The organism is uncultured Exiguobacterium sp. (assembly GCF_964277885.1).
Lineage (GTDB): Bacteria > Bacillota > Bacilli > Exiguobacteriales > Exiguobacteriaceae > Exiguobacterium_A.
This window is the reverse complement of the sequence record NZ_CAXYJR010000007.1, coordinates 29,675-51,812: the sequence shown is the minus strand read 5'-3', so window position 1 is coordinate 51,812 and position 22,138 is coordinate 29,675. Positions and strand designations below refer to the sequence as shown.

Below are 22,138 nucleotides of genomic sequence, written 5' to 3'. Positions count from 1 at the left end.
CCCATGAGTATGAAAAAATTATTAATCATCAATATCGTTACACTCATCGTTTTGATTGGTGGTGGTGTCGTCGGATACTACTATTACGATCAAGCAACAAGCTACGTCAAAACAGACAATGCAAAAATCGATGGCAAAATGATAACGGTTGCGAGCCCAAGCGCTGGAAAATTAACGGACTGGTCTGCGAAAACAGGCGAATCGCTCGATAGCGGTGCAACACTTGGTCACATCATGACTGCGCAAGCTGGACAAAAACCAACAGATCTTTCTGTTTCGATGCCTGCGAAAGCAACGATCGTTCAGTCGATGGCGACAAAGAATGGCTTCGTCGCAGCAGGTACACCCCTTGCCTATGGTTTTGACTTAAACGACCTTTGGGTCACGGCGAACATCGAAGAAACAGAAATCGATGAAATCAAAGTCGGACAAGCCGTTGATGTGTATGTCGACAGCTATCCTGACACAACACTTTCTGGTGAAGTGGAACAGATCGGAATGACAACAGCTTCGACATTCTCGATGATGCCTTCTTCAAACGGAAATGCGAACTACACGAAAGTCGCACAAGTCATTCCAGTTAAAGTATCACTCTCGCAAGAAAAATCACTCGACATTCGACCTGGTATGAATGTGACCGTCCGCATTCATAAGGATTAAGGAGGGACGTTCATGTCTACTACCTTCTTGTTCGGATATAGTGCGTTCACGATTCTAATCATTATCGGCGTCAACTGGATCGCCCGCCGGAATCGTCAATCCGACATCGCACTGGCCACTGACGGACCGACACTTGAGGAATCTCTCGAGGCGGAACCGACGATGACCGTGACACCACCAGTCGCAGCACCTTCAAAACAGGTATCGACGGAAAACGTCAGTATTCCAAAAGTACTGACGGTCTTACTGATCGGTATGTTCATTGCTATTTTGAACCAAACGTTGATTAATGTCGCGTTACCGGTTCTGATCAATGACTTCAACGTGTCGACGTCCACTGCCCAGTGGTTGACGACCGGTTTCATGCTCGTCAACGGGATCCTGATTCCGATCAGTGCCTTTTTAATGCGCAGTTACACGTTCCGCCAACTGTTCCTCGCTTCGATGACACTCTTTTTCTTCGGATCGATCATCTGTTCGATGGCGATGAACTTCCCGGTCATGATGATCGGGCGTGTAGTTCAGGCAGCAGGTGCTGGTATCTTGATGCCGCTTGGATCAAATGTCTTCATGACGTTATTCCCACCGCATAAGCGTGGAGCTGCTATGGGGATGCTCGGAATCGCGATGATTCTCGCTCCAGCTGTCGGACCAACGATCACAGGATATGTCATCCAAAACTATGACTGGCATGTCATGTTTTATGCGATGTCGTTCTTTGGATTAGTGACACTGTTACTCGGTGCTGCTTGGTTCCGTCTGACACAGCCCCTCTCGAAACCTTCTTTTGACGCACTTGGTGTGTTATTCAGTACGATTGGGTTCGGGAGTCTCCTTTACGGATTCAGTGAAGCTGGGAATGACGGCTGGGATAGTCCAATCGTCATCAGTTCGATCGTCATCGGTTTAATCGGAATAGCTGCTTTTGCAATGCGTGAGCTATCAATGGAAGATCCGATGCTAAACATTCGTGTGTTGAAGGTTCCGGAATTTTCGTTCACCCTCTTCATCAATGTCATCGTCACGATGGCCTTGTTCGGCGGGATGTTGCTTTTACCGATTTACCTTCAGAGTATTCGTGGATTCTCACCGGTCGACTCCGGTCTTCTCCTTTTGCCCGGATCACTGATCATGGGCATCACCGGACCGATTGCTGGTCGTTTATTTGACCGCTTCGGTATTCGTCCGCTCGCCATCTTCGGTTTGACATTGATGACGTACGGGACATGGGAATTGACGCAATTAAACATGGATACGTCGTATTACTCCATCATGGGCATCTACATGGTTCGGTCATTCGGAATGGCGTTCATCATGATGCCGATCATGACTGCCGGGATGAATGCCTTACCGATGAAGATGATCCCACACGGAAATGCGACGCAAAATACACTCCGTCAAGTCGCTGGATCCATCGGAACGGCGATTCTCGTCACCGTCATGACCCGTCAAACGACAGCTCATTTGGCAGACGACGCAAATCAGTTCACGACGCTCGATCCAACGCTTTCGCAACACTTGAATGACCTCGGACAACAGCTTGGTAGTTCACAAGCCGCTTCGATGAGCTGGTTTACGACGCTGACGAAACAAGCAACGATTCAAGGGATCACCGACGCGTTCTGGATTGCGACCGTTTTATCTGCGCTCGCACTGATTCTGTCGTTCTTCTTGCATGGAAAAAAAGAACCAAATCTGGATTGATTCATAAAAGGCCAGTTGATGTCATATCAGCTGGTTTTTTCTTATACTTTACAAAAAGTTCTTCTTTGCACTTCTCTCTTAAAATCGATACACTAGGGACAATGAGTTTCATATCTAAAGGAGATGCTTTATGGTTGCCTTTCTGCAATTTTATGCGTTTATCTTTGCTTGTTGTTTTGCTTGGCAAGTCGGTCGACCATCGCCTTGGTCGCAAAAGATTCTTCGCGCCTTTTTAACAAGTGTCAATGGGCTCTTCGTATTCGCACGTGCCTCGATTTCAATCTTTTTGTTAGTTGGACCACTATTACTCGTCACATATCTTGTTTTTCCACGGTTAATCACTTTTGAAAATGGTTTAGCGATGGTGATCAGTGTGCTCGTCATCGGACTGATCGATCGTCTCGTCAGTCTCGTCGTCCTACCACTCATACGTTCTTTTTTCCTAAAACGTCAACGCGTCATGCCACAATCGGTGGAAATGGTGCTCTATACGATGGCAATGGCTGTCTTGCTCTTCATTCAGCTTCATGCTGTTCCTGGCGTTCAGATTCATGTAGCATTAACACTTTTCCTTGGGTTTACGATTTATTTTGCCCATTATTTATTTGCGTTGTACCGAATTCGTCTCATGAAAAAGAAACTAACGACTGTTGCTCAAGACGAGGAACGAAAAGCTTCTTAATACGAATGCAACGAAAGATGATTTCCTCTTGGGAATCGTCTTTTTGTTTTCTGACAAATAACGTTGACAATGATAATCGTTATCATTTATAGTGAAAAAGTACTCAGTGAGGAGATGAAACGGATGCGTGCCCAACAAGTGATTGAAACACGCCGGTCCATCCGGTCCTATACGGAACAACCTGTTCCGGTTGAATTAGTAGAGGCATTACTCGAAACGGCGATGTACGCCCCGAACCATAAATTACGAGAGCCTTGGCGTTTTGTTCTCGCAATCGAAGAAGGACAAACTCGATACGTCGATGCTTTGATGGAGTTACTGACAGCGCGTGGTCAATTCGAGACGAAAACGTCTGAACAACGACAACAGGCTGAACAAAAATTACGAGAAGTCCCGGTTTACTTAACAGTACTTTGTCAAGTACAAGGAACGCCGGATCAACAGCTAGAGGATACACTCGCAACCGCTGCCATGATTCAAAATCTGCAATTGGTGGCGACAGAGCGCGGTCTTGGTTGTTGCTGGAAGAGCGGAAAACATTGGTTTACGCCAGAATATGCTGCACTCGTTCATGCTTCCGAAAACGAACGGGTTCTCGGCGTCATTCAAATCGGCTGGCCAGCCCTCGTTCCACCTGTCAAACCGAGAACGTCCGTGAAGGACAAGTTGACGCACTTTTAAGAGGTGCGCATTCTGCGAGCTACCCCTGCTCGCGCCAATCAAGCCCCAATTCAAAATAAAAACGTTCCGATGACGTCTCTCTCCCCAAATGGAGACGCAATCGGAACGTTTTTCTGTAAGGGAAATCCTTCATGATTGACAGGTGATTTAGCTTGATTCTAAGATAATGAAGGTGAAACAAATAACCGCTTACAAAAAGCGGGTCGAAAGAAGGGGTCCCCTTGCACGCAGATCAACGAAAAAAATTAACGGTCCTCATGATCAATATGTTTATTGCGGTCGGGAGCTTCGGGATCATCATTCCGATTCTTCCCGCTTATTTAGCGTCGATTGGACAAGGTGGGACAGCGGCTGGATTAATGATTGCCATCTTTGCCGGAGCACAGCTCGTCATGTCACCGATTGCCGGAAAATGGGCAGATCAATACGGTCGTCGCAAGATGATCATCTATGGATTGATCGGCTTGACCCTCTCGATGTTCGTCTTCTATTTCTCCAATTCCGTGACGGTTCTCTATATCTCGCGCGCAATCGGTGGTGCCGGTGCCGCACTCCTGATTCCAGCGATCTTTGCTTACGTCGCGGATATCACGACGATGGATCAACGCGCAAAAGGAAACAGTTACGTCTCGGCTGCGATGTCCCTTGGGATCGTCATCGGTCCAGGAATCGGTGGTTTCCTTGCCGAGTATGACTTAAAATTGCCGTTACTCGTCTCAGCGATCGTCTCGGGTCTTGCCGTCTTATTCAGCGTCTTATTGCTTCAAGAAAGCGAACAGCACGATGCAACAGCAATGGCACCCGATGAAGGATCGATGCTCAAGAAACTCGGTACGTCGTTTAAGAAACCGTACTTTGTCCCGCTCGTCATTACACTCGTCATGAGCTTTGGTCTCATGGCATACGAATCAGTCCTTGGTCTATTCGTCGATGACCAATTCGGCGCTTCACCGAAAGACATCGCAATCATGGTGACGTCCACCGGTATCATCAGCGTCATTGCTCAAATCTTCATCGTCGATAAGCTGTCACGTAGTCTTGGAGAAGGAAAGGTCTTGAATCTGTTCCTGTTCATCGCAGCGCTCGGCTTCCTGTTGTCATTATTGACATCAAGTTACGGTGGATTCTTTGCGATCACCCTCGTCATCTTCCTTGCGACGTCGATTTTACGTCCCGTCTTGAATACGATGATTTCAAAGCTCGCTGGTAATGAGCAAGGCTTTGCTATGGGGATGAACAACGCCTACATGAGCATCGGGAACGTGCTCGGACCGACGCTTGCGGGTGTCCTGTATGACGTCAACATTCTCTATCCGTTCGCACTCGGTCTGATTTTCCTCGTCGTGACGTTCATCGGATCGTTCATCTGGCAAAAACGTCAAGCACGACTGATTGCCAAGGTCGAACAAAGTTCTTAAACGCATCAAAAATAGCCTCGATTGCTCTATCCCATCGGACAGAGCAATCGAGGCTATTTCGTTTAACGATATTCGTTCGTCATACATATTGTTCCTCTGTTCTTGACACGAGCAGTTTCGCGACGATTTCTGTTAACAAGAAGACGAAGACGACTCCTGTAAAATCCAACGTCAACCACGGCATCAGACCACAGCCGATCAAAAGTGTCCCAATCATTAATGGACGATACGAAGAAAAGGATGGTCGATTCGGACGGACACTCAAAAGGATGCTCACGACACCCAGCACGATAAGCCACGTCACTGAAATATGATAGAAAAAGTGATCGACCAGTAAAAACAGACCAATTGGATACAGCGGAACCCACCAACGGTTCATACCAATACCTCCCGTTTTCTTTTCAGTATCGCATGATTTGAATTGATTCCCTTTATTTTGAAATGACTTATCCGTATTTCTTTTGATGCGCACGTTTAAGTTCAAGGTATTCTTTATCTGTCCGGATCAAATCCCATTTTTCTTGGAAGATGGCCGCAGATTTTGCTTTTTCTTCGTCGATCTCGCGTGTGTGCAATTCGTTTTTCTCTTTATCTTTGTATTTTCGTCCACCCTTATAGTTCGCGTAACGTCGTGCGCGCGTATGTCCCATCTGAATGAACTTCCGCGCCATATCCATACCAACGAAGTCCCCGTCTTCTTTATAAGCTAAATACATCTCATAAATTTTCTCAGACGATTCCTTCGCGATGTCCGGTGTCTTAAAACGCCAGTACGGCAAAATCTCACTTTTATAAGGTTCGACGAGTAAGACCCCTTGCTCTCCGCGTCCAACCCGGTACTTTTCCGGCTCCTTACGAAAATCCGTTGTCTTGAAATCGAGATCGTAATCAAACGCCATCCCGGTCACGCTCCCTTCTACTTTGAAACGTTCCCTTCCCGTCTATTCATCAATCCTCGATCCGGTAGAGTCCTTGCGTATAAATCGTCGCTAAGACGTGCGCGATCTCTTCGATCGTCGCTGTCGCCTCTTCGCGGACGACTTCGAATAAATACATCTCATTGGCAAAAAACCAACCACGGGCGACGAGTTTTGGGTCGACATCCTGCCGTGCGAGTCCTGTCTCCTGCGCATACTGGATATCCTGACTGATCCGATCAATGAACCGTTCCCGAATCGCTTTCCATTTCGCACGGACGATGTAAGACACGCCGATTGCTTGCTCGACAATCCGTAGTATCGCTCGTTCTTCTTCCGCGAGACGTAAGAAATCCGTCGCTTGGGTCACGATACGTTCCTTTGCTTCTAGCGGCGTCGTCGGTTCGAATGTTCGTTCTGCGATCGCGTGGAAGCGGCTCATGACATCTTCCATCAGGACGACGAGCAGCTCATCTTTCCCTTCGAAATGGACATAGGCTGTTCCGTAGCCGACGCCAGCTTGTTTAATCACTTGTGAAATCGTAGCCGTTTGAAACCCTTGTTCTAAGAAGACGTCACGTGCCGCACTCAACAGTTTCTCACGTGTCCGCACCGTGCGCAGATGACGTTTATCGATTTTTTCTGGTTGAGAAGATGACATATCCTTCACTCCTTTTGTTTTCTCTATTCGATAATATTGACACAATGTCAATTTGTTTGCTACGCTTTTGTCAAAATTGATTGAGCATTCATTTGAGGAGGATGACGTATGACACTGCAAGCAAAACGGAGCGATGCTTTTGCTCGGGACGAGCAAGATGCACTCGCCGCCTATCGTGATGAGTTTTATCTGCAACCGGGTAGTATCTATATGGACGGAAACTCGCTCGGTTTATTATCGAAGCGTGCCGAGAAGACATTGCTTGAGTCGCTATCAGACTGGAAAGAACTCGGGATCGATGGCTGGATGAAAGGACGTCATCCTTGGTTCGAATTATCGGAACGTCTCGCTGCTCTCAACGCTCCGCTCGTCGGAGCACAAGCGGAAGAAGTCATGGTCACTGGTTCGACGACCGTCAATCTCCATCAACTCGTGGCGACATTCTTCCAACCATTGGAAGGTCGAGACAAGATTTTAGCGGACGCGCTGACGTTCCCGTCAGACATCTATGCCCTCCAAAGCCAACTTCGCTTACGCGGACTGGATCCGGAGACACATCTCATCCAAGTACCGAGTCGGGACGGTCGCTTTTTAGAAGAAGACGATATCATCGCCGCGATGACGGATGATATCGCATTGATTGTCTTGCCAGCGGTACTTTACCGAAGTGGACAAATTCTCGATATGGAGCGTTTGACGAAAGCAGCACACGACCGTGGCATCCTGATCGGTTTTGATGGTTGCCATTCCGTCGGAGCCGTTCCCCACGCGTTCCATGACTGGGGCGTTGATTTTGCCTACTGGTGTAATTACAAACACTTGAACGGCGGTCCTGGAACGGTTGGTGGATTATTCGTCCACGAACGTCATTTCGGAACGTTGCCTGGTCTGACGGGCTGGTTTGGTTCACGCAAGGATAAGCAGTTTGACATGGATCACACGATGACACCGGCGGCGCATGCCGGGGCTTTCCAAATCGGGACACCACACGTCTTAAGTCTCGCTCCACAAATCGGTGCGTTAGAAATGTTTGACGAAGTCGGTATCGAAGCTGTCCGAACGAAGTCCCTTGCCTTGACACAATATATGATGGAACTCGTCGAACAGGAGCTCACACCGTACGGTTTTGTCATCGGAAACCCGGTCGACGATAAACGCCGCGGGGCGCACCTCAGCCTCGAGCACCCGGAAGCAGCACGGATCTGTAAAGCACTCAAGGAAAATCGGATTATCCCCGATTTCCGGGCACCGAACATCGTCCGTCTAGCACCCGTCGCGCTCTACAATACGTTTACCGATGTCTATGACGTCGTCGCGACACTCAAACGCATCATGAAAGATAAAGAATACGAACGTTTCGCGAATGAACGCGAAGTCGTTGCTTAAGGAGTACATCATGGAACAACCTACTGAACTACGGCGTGAACTCAAGACACGCCAATTAACGATGATCGCAATGGGCTGTGCGATCGGAACCGGTCTTTTCCTCGGAAGTGGGCTTGCGATCGGACTTGCCGGACCGAGTGTTTTAATCAGTTACGCAGTCGGTGCCTTCATCGTCCTACTTTTAATGGGCTGTCTGGCAGAAATGACGGTCGCCCATCCGACATCTGGCTCGTTCGGTACGATTGCCGAACGATACATTAGTCCATATGCGGGTTTTCTCGTCCGCTATTCGTACTGGATCGCAAACGTTCTCGCGATTGGCGTTGAGGTCAGTGCGATCGCTATCTATATGAAATACTGGTTCCCGGACGTTCCCGGGGTCGTCTGGATTCTCGTATTCGCTGCCGCGTTGATCTATATCAATGCCACGACAGTCAATACGTTCGCGACCTTCGAATACTGGTTCTCAGTCATTAAAATCAGTGCCATCTTGCTATTCATCCTGCTTGGCGCCTACTTGGTCATCGGTAGTCCAAGTCCTGAGATTGGTCCTCAAAACTTCACAAATGACGGTGGATTCATGCCGTTCGGCTTCTCAGGTCTCTGGATCGCGATCTTCATCTCCCTGTTCAGCTTCCTCGGAACAGAATTGATTGCCGTCACTGCTGGTGAAGCGAAGGATCCAGATGTTGCTGTACCGAAAGCATTAAAAGCGACAGTCTTCCGTCTCTCGACGTTTTATGTCGTAACGATTGCTTTGATGTTGATGATCGTCCCATGGCAACAAGCAGGCGGTGTCGATCAAAGTCCGTTCGTCAAAGTAATGGAGATGCTATCGATTCCGTATGCGGGCGGCATCATGAACTTCATCATCCTGACGGCAGCATTGTCTGCGATGAACAGTCAGCTGTATGCTTCGACACGGATGATGTATTCGTTATCGAAGGCAACGTATGCGCCAAAAGTATTTGGGCGTTTGAATCGAAAAGGTGTACCGCTTTTCGCACTCGCCTTGTCGACACTCGGCATTTTTCTCGCAGCGATCATTAGCAGTCAATCGAGCGTCTCTTATCCATTCATGATGGGGATTTCGATGTTCGGGGCGATTTTCACATGGTTCATGATTTTTATCTCCCATCTGTACTTCCGCAAAGCCTGGGAACGTGAAGGTGGACGGACGTTACCGGTTCGGATGATGGGCTATCCGTATTTGACTGCTCTCGGTGCATTGTTGTTATTCGCACTCGTCCTAACGACATGGTTCACGGATTTCCAAATCGTCTTGAAGTTTGGTGTCCCGTGGTTAGTGTTCTTGTCGATCGCCTATTTCTTCTGGAAACGGGCGCATCCGGAACAACCACAGACCGCTGAAAAACGAAAACTGAATTAACTTAATAAAGGGGATGAATGGGAATGACAAAGACAGATCCTACGTCTATTGAAGCATCGATTCAAACGGATTTTAAGAAAGATATGTCCTACGGGGATTATTTGCAACTAGATCCATTGCTTACGAGTCAACATCGCTTATCGGGGCATCATGACGAGATGCTGTTCATCATCATTCATCAAACGAGCGAACTATGGATGAAGCTGATCCTGCATGAGATGCGAGCAGCGACGCAAGCGGTCGCAAACGATGATCTCGAATCGTCGTTTAAGATGCTCGCACGTATCTCAAAGATTCAGCACCAGTTGATTCAGTCGTGGAATGTCTTGTCGACCTTGACCCCTGCCGAATATCTGGAATTCCGTGATGCGCTTGGTCACTCATCCGGTTTCCAATCGTATCAAAACCGCCAAATCGAATTCGCGCTCGGTTTTAAGAATGAGCAGATGCTAAAAGTGTATGCGCACGACGAAACGCTCTATCCGATGATGCTAGAAGATTTGAAGACACCAAGTATCTACGACGAAACGATCCGGGCGATGGCACGCCATGGGCTACCGATCGACCAATCCGTCCTTGAGCGTGATGTCACGCAAGACTGGACGCCAAATGCGAGCGTCGAAGCAGCTTGGGCGAGTGTCTATCGGGATGTCGATCGGTACTGGGATCTGTATGAACTTGGTGAAAAACTACTCGATATCGGGAGCCAACAACAGATGTGGCGCTTTAACCACATGAGTACCGTCGAACGGATCATCGGACAAAAGCCAGGAACGGGCGGTTCTTCTGGCGTCAGTTATCTACGCCGTGTGCTCGACCACCGGTTCTTCCCGGAACTGTGGTCAGTCCGCACGACATTATGAGGAGGATGAAGCGATGACACGATGGATTGATGTTTCACAACCACTTGATCGCCACGTCACGACGTGGCCGGGGGATACACCGTTTGAAGCAACATTGACATGGAATAAGGCAGACACCGGTTCCGTTAACGTGGGAAAGGTAACGATGAGTCTGCATACTGGCACTCATGTCGACGCGCCGTTTCATTTTGACGATGCTGGACAAAAAATCATCGACCTTGATCCAGATCTCTATATCGGACATGCGCGCGTCATTTACTTACCAGGTCGCACAGAAATCACAGCTTCTGATTTAGATGGCTTTGAGCTAAATGATGTCCAGCGCTTGATCATCAAAACGGATGGTTGGATCGACAAATCAACGTTCCCAGAAACGATTCCCGTCTTGACGCCAAGTCTTGCTGAACGTCTCGGCGAACTCGGGATTTCGCTGATTGGTCTCGACTTACCAAGCGTCGATGCGATCGATAGCAAGGAAATGGCAGCCCATCACGCACTGGCGCAGCATGGAGTCCATATCCTTGAAGGACTCGTTCTCGATGCGATCACGCCTGGTGATTACCACCTCAATGCTGTCCCACTTCCGCTCGTCGACGGCGACGGTAGTCCCGTCCGTGCCTTACTTCGTCCATACTAAAAAATCCGTCTAGCAGGCTCTCTGCTGGGCGGATTTTTTGTTACTTAGGTAGTAGTTCGAACAAATTGGCTTCAATTTGACGAACGACGTGTCCGAGGATCGCAAGCGATGGATCGACCTCGAATCCTTGATCTAAGGAATGATTCGCTCCTTCGATGACATCAATCGTCAGTTGTGAGGTGCGACACGTTTCAAGTGCTACTTCATCATAAAACTTATCGGCTGTTCCGATGACGAGGAGTCCAGTTTGCGACGAATTGGCGATTTGTTCGACTACTTTGGCTTCAAGAACGGGTGTTAAGAAAACGAAGCGTGCTGTCTGTAGATTCGGCTTAGCAAGCAATGCCGCTAGCGGAATTGTTCCTAACGACTTTGCGATGAACTGAACGTTTTCGTATGGATGCGTCGCAAGTACTTCTGAGACGACGGCGTCGACCCGGCGCGTCATGCACATATTCGATTCTGCGTCTGTCATCGAAAAGAGCTCTTCTGTCACATAGTGAATACAGATGACATCGATGCCTCGTGCTAGTAATGCCATTCGACTGTAGTAAAAGTAAGGATGATCGTATAGGTACGATGCTCCCGAAATCAAGAAGCAGACCTGTTTGGATCCCATTTGAAAATGATCATATGAAACGTTCGTCTGATCGACGACAATGGATGATTGTGTAATATGCATGAAACCCCTCCACGTTTTTTCTAGACTTTACCATTTCAGAGATGGACTGTCATGTTTTTTCAGCTCTCCCTTATAAACTAAAAAAGGCGATGTACCATATTTGGTCATCGCCAATCCTATATCTTTATCCAATCGGAGCAAACACGGACTGTTCGACTTGTTTTAACTCATAAAATGCCCCTTGTTGCGCCATCAATTCAGCGTACGTTCCGACTTCGATGACTTGACCTTGATCCATGACGATGATTTGATCCATCGCTTCAAGACCAGCTAACCGGTGGCTAACGAGGACAAGTGTCGCATCCGTTGCCCGTTCAAACAGTCGTGTAAGAATCATCTGTTCCGTCAAAGCATCAACGGAAGATGTCGGTTCGTCAAGCAAGTAAAGCGAGGCTTCCCGCAAGAGCACACGAGCAATCGCTAGCCGCTGCTTTTCTCCCCCAGACAAGTTCTCTCCTTTTTCAAACACACGATCACTCAACTCGAACGTCGTTAATCCGACATCATCGAGTGCTTGTCGCATCGCTTCATCCGTCGCTGCTTCGTTTGCGAGCAACAGATTGTCGCGAAGCGTTCCATAAAAGTAATGATTCTGTTGCAGCACGACATTTGCATGTTGCCAAAGTCCTTCCGGATCAACCGTCCGACTATCTTGACCAGCAATCGTTAATCCGTCCGCTGGATACATCCGTAACATCAATTGGAGTAACGTGGATTTACCGGAACCACTCGCCCCGACGATCGCCGTCTTCTTGCCGGCAGGAATCGAGACGGTGACGTCACGTAAGACCGGACGCGGTGCATCAGGGAACGTGAACGCCAACGCGTTCGTTTCAAAGGATGGTGCCTGATTGAGAACAAACGTGTCATAAGTTGGCTCTTCTTGCTCGGTCACGACTTCATCAAGTCGTTTCGCAGCATGCCGGCTATCTTCGAAAAAGCCCGGTAAAATCGCCATCGGTGCCGCATTTTCAAAAACGGTCAGCGATGTCATGACGAGTAACGCGAGGAAAACACCTTCGAGCTGTCCGCTTGCGACGAGATAGGCACCGACACCCAGAACAAGCCAAGAGATGATCAGCGTCACCATCGTATTCAATGCCAAGTTCGAGACGGCATGTAACCCATTCCGTTTTTCTTCTTCGACATACCGTTTCGCGACCGCATTCAAGTCCTGTTCTTTTTGATCAAGTTGCTGGTAAATCTTCAAATCACGATAGCCTTGGAACAACTCTGTCACTTCTGTCGACAGATCACCACGGCGGACACGAACCGAACGTGCGAAACGCTGTTCACGGTACGCAAACCATCCTGGAATCAAAAAGCCAGTCAGAATCAGACCAAGCAATAACAGTCCGGCAATTGTCCACGAGAAGAAACTGACGAAAAAGATCGTACAGAAGAAGACAAGCAACAAGACGATTGGTGGATAGAGGACGCGTAAGAACGTATTTTGCAGGCTCTCGACATCTCCGACGATCCGGGCAAGTAAGTCCCCACTCCGGTATTTGCCGAAGATACCAGGTGCGAGCGGCTCGAGTCGACGGTAAAACGACGTCCGGATATCACTGAGGATCGTAAACGTCGCCCGGTGCGAATAATAGCGTTCCGCATATCGACTGACGGCGCGCGTCAGACTCGACACTTTTTGCAGGGCAATCAAGACGGCGAGCGTCTGGATCGGTGGCAACAAGGCTGCTTTTGAAATGAGGTAACCACTTGCTGCGAATAACCCGACCGCCGTCACTCCAGCGAGGACACCGAAGAAGATCGACCAGGCGATATCGCGTTTTTGATGCACCATCAAACGAAAGATTCCTAGTAGTTCCTTCATCGTGTTTCCTCCCCTCTCTGGACGCTACGCATCCGAGCATACTCCGAATCACGTCCAAGTAGTTCATCGTGCGTACCACGATCGACGATTCGTCCGCCGTCGAGGACGACGATTTGATCTGAGCGCTCGATTGTATGCAGGCGGTGTGCGACAGTGATGACTGTCGCGGTTTGTCCAAGCTGTTCGATCGCTTGTTGGAGCAGTCGCTCCGTTTTGACGTCGAGTCCTGTCGTCGGTTCATCAAAGACGATGACGTTCGGTCGTTTCAAGAATGCGCGTGCCAACGCAACGCGCTGTTTCTCGCCACCTGATAGACCACGTCCGCCTTCTCCGATCACCGTGTCGACCCCTTCAGGTAACGTCGCAATCAGCTCCTCGAGCCCTGCTGCCTGCGCCGCCTCAAAAATCTCTTCCGGCGTCGCTTGACGGAGTTCACCGATCGCAATGTTTTCTGCCAGCGTTCCGGCATACAGATACGGATGTTGCGAGATGTAGCTCAACTGACGGAACCAACTTGCTTCCTCCACCTGACTGCGCTCGATCCCGTCAAGCAGAATTCGTCCTTCTTTTGGATCCGCGAGTCCGGCAATCAACTGTAAGACAGTCGACTTACCAGCACCACTGCGACCGATCAACGCCACCTTTTGATATGGCTCGATCGCAAGTGTCACGTCTTGTAAGGCAAAACGTCCTTCTTGATACGTAAAATCAACTTCATCCAAGGCGATTCGTGGTGGACGGTTCATCGAAAGTTCTGATTGACCGAAGGCAACGGGACGATCGTCTGCCGTTAGTTCGGCTGCGATCTGTTTCGCTGCCGCGACACTACCGCGTCCCGTATGGAAGGCAGCTCCCATCTCTTTTAAGGCAAGATAGTACTCTGGTGCCAACACGAGCATCAAGAACGCCGGAATGAAGGTGATGCTTTGGAACAAAATCAAGCGCAGACTGACTTCAAGTGCAATCATTCCCATGCTGAGCATCGAGATGAACTCAAGCATCAACGACGACAAGAAGGCGAGCTTCAAGACCGTTAACGTCGCATCCCGGAAATCAAGACTACTTTTTTCGATGACGTCACGTTGTCGTTTCGCACGACCAAATAACTTCAAGGTCGTCAGTCCTTGCAACGTATCAAGGAACGTTCCTGAGAACGCCGTCATCTTCTCGAGTTGAGCATCCGCCCGCTTTTGCGTCATGATGCCGATGATGATGTAGAACAACGGAATGAACGGTGCCGTGATCATCATGACGAGACCGGTGATCCAGTCATAGCTGAATGCCGCGATCAAGACCATCAAGGGAACAATCGTCGTCTGGACAACTTTCGGCAAGTACTGACTGTAGTAGCTGTCCATCTCGTCTACAGCGTCGAGCAAGACACTGACCTTCTGTCCCGCTTGCCCTTGGAGCATCATCTCGACCGAACGACCTGTGTATTTCGCGACGAGTGCTTCCCGGAGGGCCTGCTTCATGTGTGCCGATAACGTCGTACCGAGACGACCGTTCCAATACGTCACGGCGACCCGGAGCAACAGCATCCCGAGGACAACGAGTAGCAATGGAATAACGGCTTCAAACGGTTGTTCTTTCAAGAAAATCCGATCGACCGTCAACACGATGCCATACGATTGACCGACGACCGCAACCCCCATCAGGAAAGCTGCAATGATAAATTGAACGAGAATACTGCGTGGAATCTGGACGATTCCTTTTAATGGATTCATATACAAACGTCCTTTCACAAAGTGTGAACGACTTTTAGTGAATATTTTCACATATCGTACATTCAGTATACCGAATCCGGAACGGGGATGCCATGCAGATGCTGTCGAAAAGGTGTGACGGTTTTGTGAGAGCATATGACTCGACAATTCTTTCGAATAAAACTATTATGGATATACATTATCCACGTTTAACGAAAGGGGACTTCTCATGCAAATGAAAACCGGGGTCGAGCAATCCGTCTACGCGATGTTGCTCTTGACCTTCCTTCCGGATCGCGCTGTATTGCCCGGTGAATTCATCAGCCAGCAACTCGGTGCCTCGCCAACCTATTTTCAAAAACTCTTACGAAAACTCGTTCAGGCGGATCTGTTGTATTCCGTACCGGGTGTCAAAGGCGGCTTTCGTTTACGGCGTCCGGCAGACGAAATTCAAATCTTTGACGTTTATCAAGCGATCGAGGGCAAGCAGACGTTGTATGCGTCAAGCGGTGTCTTTGAGGATTTGATGGGAATTCAGGAACAGGAGATCGGTCTACTCTCGAATCTAATGACAGAGGCGGAAGACGCGTGGCAATCGACGTTGAAGCGCGAATCGATTGGCTCGATCCGCCAAGCAATCGACGACTCCTGTCCACCGGAACATTTAGAACGGTTGCATGCGTTAATCACAGACCGGATGATGACACTTTAATGAACAGAAAGAGGTTTTTACTATGGTATTAAATCGTTATTTTGACTTATTCGACGCGTCACGCACAGACGCACAAGCTTTTGAGGATCTCGTTTCCTTATTCACGACAGACATCACGTTCATCCTGAACGGACAACCAAAGCACGGGATCGACGCTTGGAAACAGTTCGTCCGTCATGTGTTCACGGCGAATCAGGATATTAAGCACATGTACGCAGGCTGGGAAGAAACAACACCCGGAACGTACGAAACACGCTGGGCAGTTTGCGGGAAACGGGCAGACGGTAGTGTCTTCACGCAAGACGGAAAAGATATCGCACGTCTCGATGAAAACGGACGAATCGCTTACCTGGAGAACGTTCCAGATGATCCGACGATGTTCCGTTCATAAGATGGCTTTTAAACAACGAAAACCTGTGTTCCGCGCAAGCAGAACACAGGTTTTTTGGTATTTAGCGCTTTAGTACGAGTCGTTTCAACAAATAGCCTGTGATGACAAGTAATGACGCAATGGCGAAATAGACCATGTAGATCAACAAGTCCGGCGCAAATCGTGACACGATGTACGTCATTACAACGACAGCCGTATAGAGCAACAAAAATAGACTGATGTGCTTCAACTTCGACACTCCCCTTTAAATCCTTCCCTCTTCTTTACGGAAACGACTGGAAGATGTTTCAAAAGGCCTGTCGTTACTTCGTTTTATAGATTCTTCGCTTTAAATGTATCTCCGCCTTCGATCGTGCCGTTATCAAAACCTTTTTGGAACCAACGTTCTCGTTGCATTGATGTGCCATGGGTGAAACTTTCCGGTACGACATATCCTTGTCCCTTCTCTTGTAACGTATCATCCCCGACAGCATTCGCTGCCGTCAACGCTTCTTCAAGATCGCCTTCTTCGAGCAAGTTTTCGCCTTGCGCATGATGCGCCCAGACGCCGGCATAATAATCGGCCTGTAACTCGAATCGAACGAGGTACTTGTTGAACTTCTCCTCACTCATTTGCTCTCGAAGTGGCATGATCTCGTCCGACTTTCCAAGTAACGTCTGGACATGGTGTCCGACTTCGTGCGCAATGACATAAGCCATCGCAAAATCGCCCGGTGCCCCGTACTTCGTCTGCAGTTCATCATAAAAGCTTAAATCAATGTATAATTTTTGATCACCGGGACAATAAAAGGGACCGACGGACTTCCCTGCTTGTCCGCAAGCCGAACTGACTTGATCCGTATATAAGACGAGCTTTGGTTCTTTGTAAGTCTTACCATCTTCTTTGAATTCTTTCGTCCAGACCCGTTCCGTATCTGCTAAGACGACGGAGACGAAGTCCGCTGCTTCTTTTTCCTGTGCTGTTTCTTCGTACGTCGCATTTTGCTGATCCCCGCCGGTTAAGTCTCCGAGTAATTCAGCTGGATTACCGCCCATCAAAGTGATGACGATCAGCAGGATGATCCCGACACCACCACCGATGCCGGCAATTCCTTTCCCGCCCATTCCCCGTCGATCCTCAACGTTTGAACTCCGTTCTCTTCCCTTCCATTTCATGCGCTTTCCTCCTACTCGTTTCGTTGTAGGTCTTTACCCGAAAGCATTCGTCCGTAACGCTACGTCTTAGGATGGACGTTCCTTCTCGTATTCATTGCTAAAATAAGTACATCCATTTCTAGGAATATCGCCCTCCTGTAGAGAAGAAGTTCAGCACGGATTTTCGCAGAAAGGAGCTGTCCGATGCACTCGTTCCGTCAACACCTCAAGAACTTCATGCATACGTACCGTAAGGACATCCTTGTTCTATCTGGTATGTTTGTATTCATCCTAATCTATAGCTTCCCGTTGTTTCGTTCCGGTATGGTGACGTTCAGCGATCTATCCTTTGGACTGTCCTCCCATCGCTATTTAGAAGAAATCTACGGTGCCTGGAACAACCGCTGGAGTACGACGACGCTTCTGAATGTCGCACGATTGCTCTACATCCTACCGTTTTATCTACTCAGTCTATTGTTTGGCTCATCCGGTCCTGTCTTGATCAAGTCATTCATCATCGGACTGTTAACGATCTCTGCTTTATCGATGTTTGCTTTTACGAAACGGCTCCATTCCGTTTATGTTTCTAAGCACTTTTCTTATCTCTCACTGATTGCTTTCGCGATCGCCGCGTTGTTTTATGCCTTGAACCCGTGGGTGATCACGCGAATTCAACATATCTATTTACTATGTGGCTATTCCGTCTTTCCTTACGCTTTGATGTTGTTCTTCAATATCTTCGACCCGAAGTTTCGTGAACAACTTGATCCCGGTTTTCATTTGTCTGATCGGTTGAGCCGACGGACATGGATTGATATCACCGGACTATCGATTGTCTTCGCCTTCATGGCGGCCGGGATCCATTATTTCTTCTTCTCGCTGATCTACATGGGCATCATGGTCGGACTCATTTTCCTAAAGACGAGTTGGACGCTTCGCAAAGAACGGATTTGGTCACCGTTACTGTGGTTTTATGTTCGGGCGACCTGTGCGTTTGGTCTCGTTTTTCTACTATTCAATGGATATTGGTTCTTGATGTACGTCGGCTCGATTCTGACCGGCTCACAAGCTTCACAACACAATATCAATGTGTCTGATACGTTGATGTTGTTCAGTCGCCACTCGAGCTGGACGAACGTTTTATTTTTAACGAGCTACTGGTGGCCGATGTTTGATTTGACGACGTTACCGCTGACGTTTTGGATTGGTGGTGCGATCACGCTTTTACTCATTTTACTAGGAGCCATCGTCGCGTATCGGCAACCGATCCATCTGTTCTTTAGTCTGCTTGCGATTCCGCTGATCGTCTTTGCGACCGGTACCCATGAACAAGTTGCCGATGCATTTGTTCTGTTCGTGACGAAGACACCGTTGATTGGTGCGATGTTCCGCGATCCAAATAAGCTAGTTGGTCTCTTGATGGTCAGTTACAGCTTGTTGCTCGCCGTCGGATTGAATGCCGTCTTTATCCGTGCGTCCCGGACGATTCCACTGAAGTTGTACCGGGTCGTCTCGATCGTCGGTACGCTGATCGTCGTCGCCTGCTTTTTCCTCCCTTACCGGACTGTCTATATGGAAGGTTTTTATCATCCGGTCAAGATGCCTAAGGAATACACGGCTATCCAAGAAGAAGTCAATGGGAAGTGGTTGCAATTCCCGATTGCGGACGAGATGACGCAACCAAGTACCGGCATCGCGACTCCACGCTGGAATCAAAATCCACGAAAAGGTGGCGAAATCAAGGCTACGGGTGACGTACAAGTCTATACGTCGGCACACGATACCGTCTTTCATCATGAAGGAGCATCACCGACGATTGGTTACATGATGACGTTCATGCAATATCTACTCGACACCGGTCGCTCGGAACAAGCCGGACAGATCGCAAAAGCGTTCGGATTGAAGCAATTCGCCTACCGCGATGAATACACGGGGATGAAGGATCGACAAGACTTCAATCTAAAGGTTCTGCAGGAACAACGTGATCTAGTGCAGACGAAACAAGTCGGCTTGTTCACCTTATTCGACTTGATCGCACCGCTTGATACACGAACCGTTCCACAACTGATTTTGACCCCCTATGGGCTCGAACGGTCGATTAGTTACCCGACACTGGATGGATACAATCTCGGGCGTCAATCGATTTTGTATGCGACACAAGCACATCAGGACAGCCTATCCTGGATGAAAAAGGGTGATCTCGTCGAGATGATCGAGGAAAACGACCTTGTCCTCAGTCAGGTATCGGACGAATACTACTGGAAACCGTTCGATGCGATTGATTCAGCCAATGCCTTCCTGAACTGGGGTAAGACGTTTCTCGCCAACAATGACTGGCGCTGGTATTTACGGACGCAAGGCATGACGAATCCGTCGTTTGATCTCGACTTTGGAGACGGAATTGGTCTCTCGTTTGCTTCTGCCCGAATTGACGCGCCGGTCTACAAATTAGACGGATTAAAGGCGAAGCAGATCGCCTCCTTTAATTCCATGCTTGAGGATGAGACGTTCTTCAAAGCCGATAACCCAGACATCGTCGACTTATCTCCGAATCCGATGTCAAAAGATAATAACCTGCCTGTCCTTCATGCGGAAGTCGCGGAAGGTGATCCGAAATACATCTGGCAAGTCGCGAAATCCGGTAAGCTACCGGCACGACCGAATAACGCCTACCGCTTTGATATCACAGCGAGCGGTCGCGGTGTCGACCGGCTCCATGTCAAGGTCCGGTTCTTTGATGAGAAGGATCGCGAGCTGAATCAAACGTATGTCGTCGCTCCGCATGATTCCGGTGATGTCGATGCGATTCACTTACAAGGTGAATATGTCACACCACGAAACGCAAAAACGATGCGGATTGATCTACTCAGCTTCCAACGTCCTGAGCGGAAAACGTATTGGTGGGTCCATGATATTAAAATCTTTAGCTATGAGGATTATATGATTCCAAACACGTTTACGATGACGAAAGACTTGCCTGCCGGTCGTTACGCTGGTTTTGCCCGCGTGCTGCTGAACCAAAAAGGCGGGCAACTCGATTTGACCTTCAATAAACGAGGCGTCACGATTCCAACTCGACAACGATCCGGTGCTAAACTCGCTTGGGTTCCGCTCGGCTCGTTCACGACGCCGAGCGGTCCTGCGACGCTCAGTGTGACGAACACGGAAGGCTTCAATGCCATCCAAAATATCGTTCTGATTCCGGAAGAAAAGCTGACTGCTTTACGAAAACGCGTCGATGATACACTCGCCTTCACGAAGACCTTGATGGTACTCGAGCCAGAGACCGGATTCGATTACACCGGTCACTTGCAGTCGGAGCGAAACTATCCCGGACTAAGCTTCGGGAAAGGAATCGCTGCGCAACGTGGACGTTTACAGCGTTCGATTGATATTCGGGAAGCGACCGACTATCAACTCCAGTTGATGTTGACTCCACCGCCAGGCAATGATGGTCGGATCACTGTCAAAATCCAAGACGGAAAGCAGGTCGTCTTCGAACGCACTTTGTCTCGTGCAGATATTCTAAATGGTCAAAAACACCAACAGCAGATCGGTAATCAGACGGTGACGTACGATCCGCTACACTTAGCGTTTCCGTACCGGATGACCGAGTTGAGTGATGTTTACCAAGCGTTATACGATGTGAAGTTATCCAATATCCCACTTGCGAAGGGACGCTATCAGTTAGAACTATCCTATGCGAGTAAGGTGCCATCACTCGTCGATTGGAAGGATCTGCACAAGTTCGACCCGAACGAGATCGTCACCGATAAAGCCCTTGCTGCTCCAGAAGCAGCAGCAAATTGTGCGACGTGCGTCTCGATCACGGACGATATGTTCGATGCGAGTGAGACCGAAAACGGCTATACGATTGATTATGAGCCGACCTGCTCGTGTGATTGGTATATTTATGCCTCGCAAAAAATGAAGGTGAAACCATATCACGAATATTTAATTCAGTTTGACGCAGTCAGCAAGAATGTCCGTCAACGGCACCTCAAAGTGTATTACCTGGATAAAGATGATCGTGTCATTGGTACGGATTTCATCAATGAAGTCGAAGAAAAGAAAAAGAAGCAGTGGAACCATTATGAACAAATCGTCATTCCACCGAAGAAGACCGTCCGGATGCAGTTGCATATCTGGACGCGCGGAAATGAGAAAAAGGCTGGGCAATTGCGTCTGAAGAATTTAGAAGTGCTACCGTACGATCAACTGATTCTAGTCGATCAACTCGTTCTCTCCGAGCAAAGCGGGACGCTGTTCGCAACAGAACCTGCGCGTGCGCTTGACGTCGATGCCTCACAGATGGGACGGGATATAAACAGTGATGCGCCACTCGGTCGCTTTACGGTCAATGATTCTCCGACGCCGTTATTTAAGCTCCAGACAGATCAGGAAACGATGCGTGGTGATACGGCATTAAACGGCGTTAGTCAGTTGTATCATTCGAACGAAAAGACGGCACATGTGACCGTTGTGTTGCGTCCGATTTATTACGCCGGACTGACCATCCTCGTCTTAGCGCTCCCACTTAGTATCTTGTTGATTTATTTCATGACAAGCAATCGTGGTCTAGCTATACGACAACGCCTATCGTCCGTGTTCAAGCAACGTCTTCCTCGTCTGAAACGAAACCAGAAATAGTCTATCTAAAAAGCTAAAAGGACAATGGAG

Annotated in this window: 20 protein-coding genes; 12 read left to right on the top strand and 8 right to left on the bottom strand. The window is 48.6% G+C overall.

What is annotated here, in order from left to right; all coding sequences use genetic code 11:
• Positions 1–3 precede the first annotated feature (3 nt).
• The 5 genes from ACHWTJ_RS14295 (at position 4) to ACHWTJ_RS14275 (ending at position 5,145) form a co-directional block, all read left to right on the top strand.
• The gene (locus tag ACHWTJ_RS14295; RefSeq protein ID WP_294739555.1) at positions 4–660 is read left to right on the top strand and encodes an HlyD family secretion protein; all 657 of its coding nucleotides are present in this window, start codon (positions 4–6) and stop codon (positions 658–660) included.
• A 12-nt stretch (positions 661–672) separates the two neighbouring features.
• Positions 673–2,364 (top strand): DHA2 family efflux MFS transporter permease subunit, encoded by a 1,692-nt coding sequence (locus ACHWTJ_RS14290; RefSeq protein ID WP_294748429.1) that lies wholly within the window; start codon positions 673–675, stop codon positions 2,362–2,364.
• A gap of 130 nt (positions 2,365–2,494) precedes the next feature.
• Positions 2,495–3,046, top strand: a complete 552-nt coding sequence (locus ACHWTJ_RS14285; protein ID WP_294739558.1) for a hypothetical protein — start codon at positions 2,495–2,497, stop codon at positions 3,044–3,046.
• A gap of 123 nt (positions 3,047–3,169) precedes the next feature.
• Positions 3,170–3,727, top strand: coding sequence for a nitroreductase (locus ACHWTJ_RS14280; protein WP_394679894.1), 558 nt, complete (start codon positions 3,170–3,172; stop codon positions 3,725–3,727).
• A gap of 221 nt (positions 3,728–3,948) precedes the next feature.
• Positions 3,949–5,145 carry an MFS transporter gene (locus tag ACHWTJ_RS14275; RefSeq protein ID WP_294739562.1) on the top strand — a complete coding sequence of 399 codons (1,197 nt, stop codon included), beginning with the start codon at positions 3,949–3,951 and terminating at the stop codon, positions 5,143–5,145.
• A gap of 79 nt (positions 5,146–5,224) precedes the next feature.
• On the opposite strand, the gene ACHWTJ_RS14270 is transcribed toward ACHWTJ_RS14275, so the two are convergent.
• From ACHWTJ_RS14270 to ACHWTJ_RS14260, 3 genes are all read right to left on the bottom strand, one after another.
• Positions 5,225–5,524: a hypothetical protein gene (locus ACHWTJ_RS14270; RefSeq protein ID WP_394679893.1), complete on the bottom strand. Its 300-nt coding sequence runs from the start codon at positions 5,522–5,524 to the stop codon at positions 5,225–5,227.
• Positions 5,525–5,591: 67 nt separating this feature from the next.
• On the bottom strand, positions 5,592–6,044 hold the full coding sequence (locus tag ACHWTJ_RS14265; RefSeq protein ID WP_394679892.1) for a DUF4385 domain-containing protein: 453 nt from the start codon (positions 6,042–6,044) through the stop codon (positions 5,592–5,594).
• A 49-nt stretch (positions 6,045–6,093) separates the two neighbouring features.
• Complete coding sequence (locus ACHWTJ_RS14260) at positions 6,094–6,723, bottom strand: TetR/AcrR family transcriptional regulator (RefSeq protein WP_394679891.1); 630 nt, start codon at positions 6,721–6,723, stop codon at positions 6,094–6,096.
• A 108-nt stretch (positions 6,724–6,831) separates the two neighbouring features.
• Here ACHWTJ_RS14260 and kynU point away from each other — a divergent pair, with 108 nt between their 5' ends.
• Genes kynU through kynB form a run of 4 tightly spaced genes read left to right on the top strand, consistent with a single transcriptional unit; the run spans position 6,832 to position 10,999 of the window.
• Positions 6,832–8,109: a kynureninase gene (gene kynU, locus ACHWTJ_RS14255; protein ID WP_294739570.1), complete on the top strand. Its 1,278-nt coding sequence runs from the start codon at positions 6,832–6,834 to the stop codon at positions 8,107–8,109.
• A gap of 10 nt (positions 8,110–8,119) precedes the next feature.
• Positions 8,120–9,499, top strand: coding sequence for an amino acid permease (locus ACHWTJ_RS14250; RefSeq protein WP_152995538.1), 1,380 nt, complete (start codon positions 8,120–8,122; stop codon positions 9,497–9,499).
• Between the two features lie 23 nt (positions 9,500–9,522).
• A complete protein-coding gene (gene kynA, locus ACHWTJ_RS14245; protein ID WP_294751852.1) occupies positions 9,523–10,362 on the top strand; it encodes a tryptophan 2,3-dioxygenase in 840 nt (279 codons plus the stop codon).
• A 13-nt stretch (positions 10,363–10,375) separates the two neighbouring features.
• Positions 10,376–10,999: an arylformamidase gene (kynB, locus tag ACHWTJ_RS14240; protein WP_394679890.1), complete on the top strand. Its 624-nt coding sequence runs from the start codon at positions 10,376–10,378 to the stop codon at positions 10,997–10,999.
• Positions 11,000–11,039: 40 nt separating this feature from the next.
• Here the strand turns inward: kynB and ACHWTJ_RS14235 are convergent, their stop codons facing one another.
• The 3 genes from ACHWTJ_RS14235 to cydD all read right to left on the bottom strand — a co-directional run bounded on the left by ACHWTJ_RS14235 (position 11,040) and on the right by cydD (position 15,242).
• Complete coding sequence (locus ACHWTJ_RS14235) at positions 11,040–11,681, bottom strand: cyclase (RefSeq protein WP_394679889.1); 642 nt, start codon at positions 11,679–11,681, stop codon at positions 11,040–11,042.
• A gap of 124 nt (positions 11,682–11,805) precedes the next feature.
• Positions 11,806–13,515, bottom strand: coding sequence for a thiol reductant ABC exporter subunit CydC (gene cydC / locus ACHWTJ_RS14230; RefSeq protein ID WP_294739580.1), 1,710 nt, complete (start codon positions 13,513–13,515; stop codon positions 11,806–11,808).
• Positions 13,512–15,242, bottom strand: coding sequence for a thiol reductant ABC exporter subunit CydD (gene cydD / locus ACHWTJ_RS14225; protein WP_394679888.1), 1,731 nt, complete (start codon positions 15,240–15,242; stop codon positions 13,512–13,514). The genes cydC and cydD overlap by 4 nt, the downstream gene beginning before the upstream one ends.
• Positions 15,243–15,450: 208 nt before the next feature.
• On the opposite strand from cydD, the gene ACHWTJ_RS14220 reads away from it, so the two are divergent.
• Together ACHWTJ_RS14220 and ACHWTJ_RS14215 are read left to right on the top strand one after the other, a co-directional pair.
• Positions 15,451–15,933, top strand: coding sequence for an Rrf2 family transcriptional regulator (locus ACHWTJ_RS14220; RefSeq protein ID WP_394679887.1), 483 nt, complete (start codon positions 15,451–15,453; stop codon positions 15,931–15,933).
• Positions 15,934–15,955: 22 nt separating this feature from the next.
• Positions 15,956–16,324 (top strand): nuclear transport factor 2 family protein, encoded by a 369-nt coding sequence (locus ACHWTJ_RS14215; protein WP_294739585.1) that lies wholly within the window; start codon positions 15,956–15,958, stop codon positions 16,322–16,324.
• 61 nt (positions 16,325–16,385) lie between these two features.
• Here the strand turns inward: ACHWTJ_RS14215 and ACHWTJ_RS14210 are convergent, their stop codons facing one another.
• Together ACHWTJ_RS14210 and ACHWTJ_RS14205 are read right to left on the bottom strand one after the other, a co-directional pair.
• The gene (locus ACHWTJ_RS14210) at positions 16,386–16,553 is read right to left on the bottom strand and encodes a hypothetical protein (protein WP_294739587.1); all 168 of its coding nucleotides are present in this window, start codon (positions 16,551–16,553) and stop codon (positions 16,386–16,388) included.
• Between the two features lie 83 nt (positions 16,554–16,636).
• On the bottom strand, positions 16,637–17,479 hold the full coding sequence (locus ACHWTJ_RS14205) for a neutral zinc metallopeptidase (RefSeq protein ID WP_294739589.1): 843 nt from the start codon (positions 17,477–17,479) through the stop codon (positions 16,637–16,639).
• 183 nt (positions 17,480–17,662) lie between these two features.
• On the opposite strand from ACHWTJ_RS14205, the gene ACHWTJ_RS14200 reads away from it, so the two are divergent.
• Positions 17,663–22,108, top strand: a complete 4,446-nt coding sequence (locus ACHWTJ_RS14200; protein ID WP_294748390.1) for a hypothetical protein — start codon at positions 17,663–17,665, stop codon at positions 22,106–22,108.
• The last annotated feature ends 30 nt before the right edge of the window (positions 22,109–22,138 follow it).

Bases quoted from the DNA above. Each gene is read 5' to 3' on its own strand.
- ACHWTJ_RS14295 (WP_294739555.1), top strand. From the start codon at position 4: ATGAGTATGAAAAAATTATTAATCATCAATATCGTTACACTCATCGTT.
- ACHWTJ_RS14290 (WP_294748429.1), top strand. From the start codon at position 673: ATGTCTACTACCTTCTTGTTCGGATATAGTGCGTTCACGATTCTAATC.
- ACHWTJ_RS14285 (WP_294739558.1), top strand. From the start codon at position 2,495: ATGGTTGCCTTTCTGCAATTTTATGCGTTTATCTTTGCTTGTTGTTTT.
- ACHWTJ_RS14280 (WP_394679894.1), top strand. From the start codon at position 3,170: ATGCGTGCCCAACAAGTGATTGAAACACGCCGGTCCATCCGGTCCTAT.
- ACHWTJ_RS14270 (WP_394679893.1), bottom strand. From the start codon at position 5,524: ATGAACCGTTGGTGGGTTCCGCTGTATCCAATTGGTCTGTTTTTACTG.
- ACHWTJ_RS14265 (WP_394679892.1), bottom strand. From the start codon at position 6,044: ATGGCGTTTGATTACGATCTCGATTTCAAGACAACGGATTTTCGTAAG.
- ACHWTJ_RS14260 (WP_394679891.1), bottom strand. From the start codon at position 6,723: ATGTCATCTTCTCAACCAGAAAAAATCGATAAACGTCATCTGCGCACG.
- kynU (WP_294739570.1), top strand. From the start codon at position 6,832: ATGACACTGCAAGCAAAACGGAGCGATGCTTTTGCTCGGGACGAGCAA.
- ACHWTJ_RS14250 (WP_152995538.1), top strand. From the start codon at position 8,120: ATGGAACAACCTACTGAACTACGGCGTGAACTCAAGACACGCCAATTA.
- kynA (WP_294751852.1), top strand. From the start codon at position 9,523: ATGACAAAGACAGATCCTACGTCTATTGAAGCATCGATTCAAACGGAT.
- kynB (WP_394679890.1), top strand. From the start codon at position 10,376: ATGACACGATGGATTGATGTTTCACAACCACTTGATCGCCACGTCACG.
- ACHWTJ_RS14235 (WP_394679889.1), bottom strand. From the start codon at position 11,681: ATGCATATTACACAATCATCCATTGTCGTCGATCAGACGAACGTTTCA.
- cydC (WP_294739580.1), bottom strand. From the start codon at position 13,515: ATGAAGGAACTACTAGGAATCTTTCGTTTGATGGTGCATCAAAAACGC.
- cydD (WP_394679888.1), bottom strand. From the start codon at position 15,242: ATGAATCCATTAAAAGGAATCGTCCAGATTCCACGCAGTATTCTCGTT.
- ACHWTJ_RS14220 (WP_394679887.1), top strand. From the start codon at position 15,451: ATGCAAATGAAAACCGGGGTCGAGCAATCCGTCTACGCGATGTTGCTC.
- ACHWTJ_RS14215 (WP_294739585.1), top strand. From the start codon at position 15,956: ATGGTATTAAATCGTTATTTTGACTTATTCGACGCGTCACGCACAGAC.
- ACHWTJ_RS14205 (WP_294739589.1), bottom strand. From the start codon at position 17,479: ATGAAATGGAAGGGAAGAGAACGGAGTTCAAACGTTGAGGATCGACGG.
- ACHWTJ_RS14200 (WP_294748390.1), top strand. From the start codon at position 17,663: ATGCACTCGTTCCGTCAACACCTCAAGAACTTCATGCATACGTACCGT.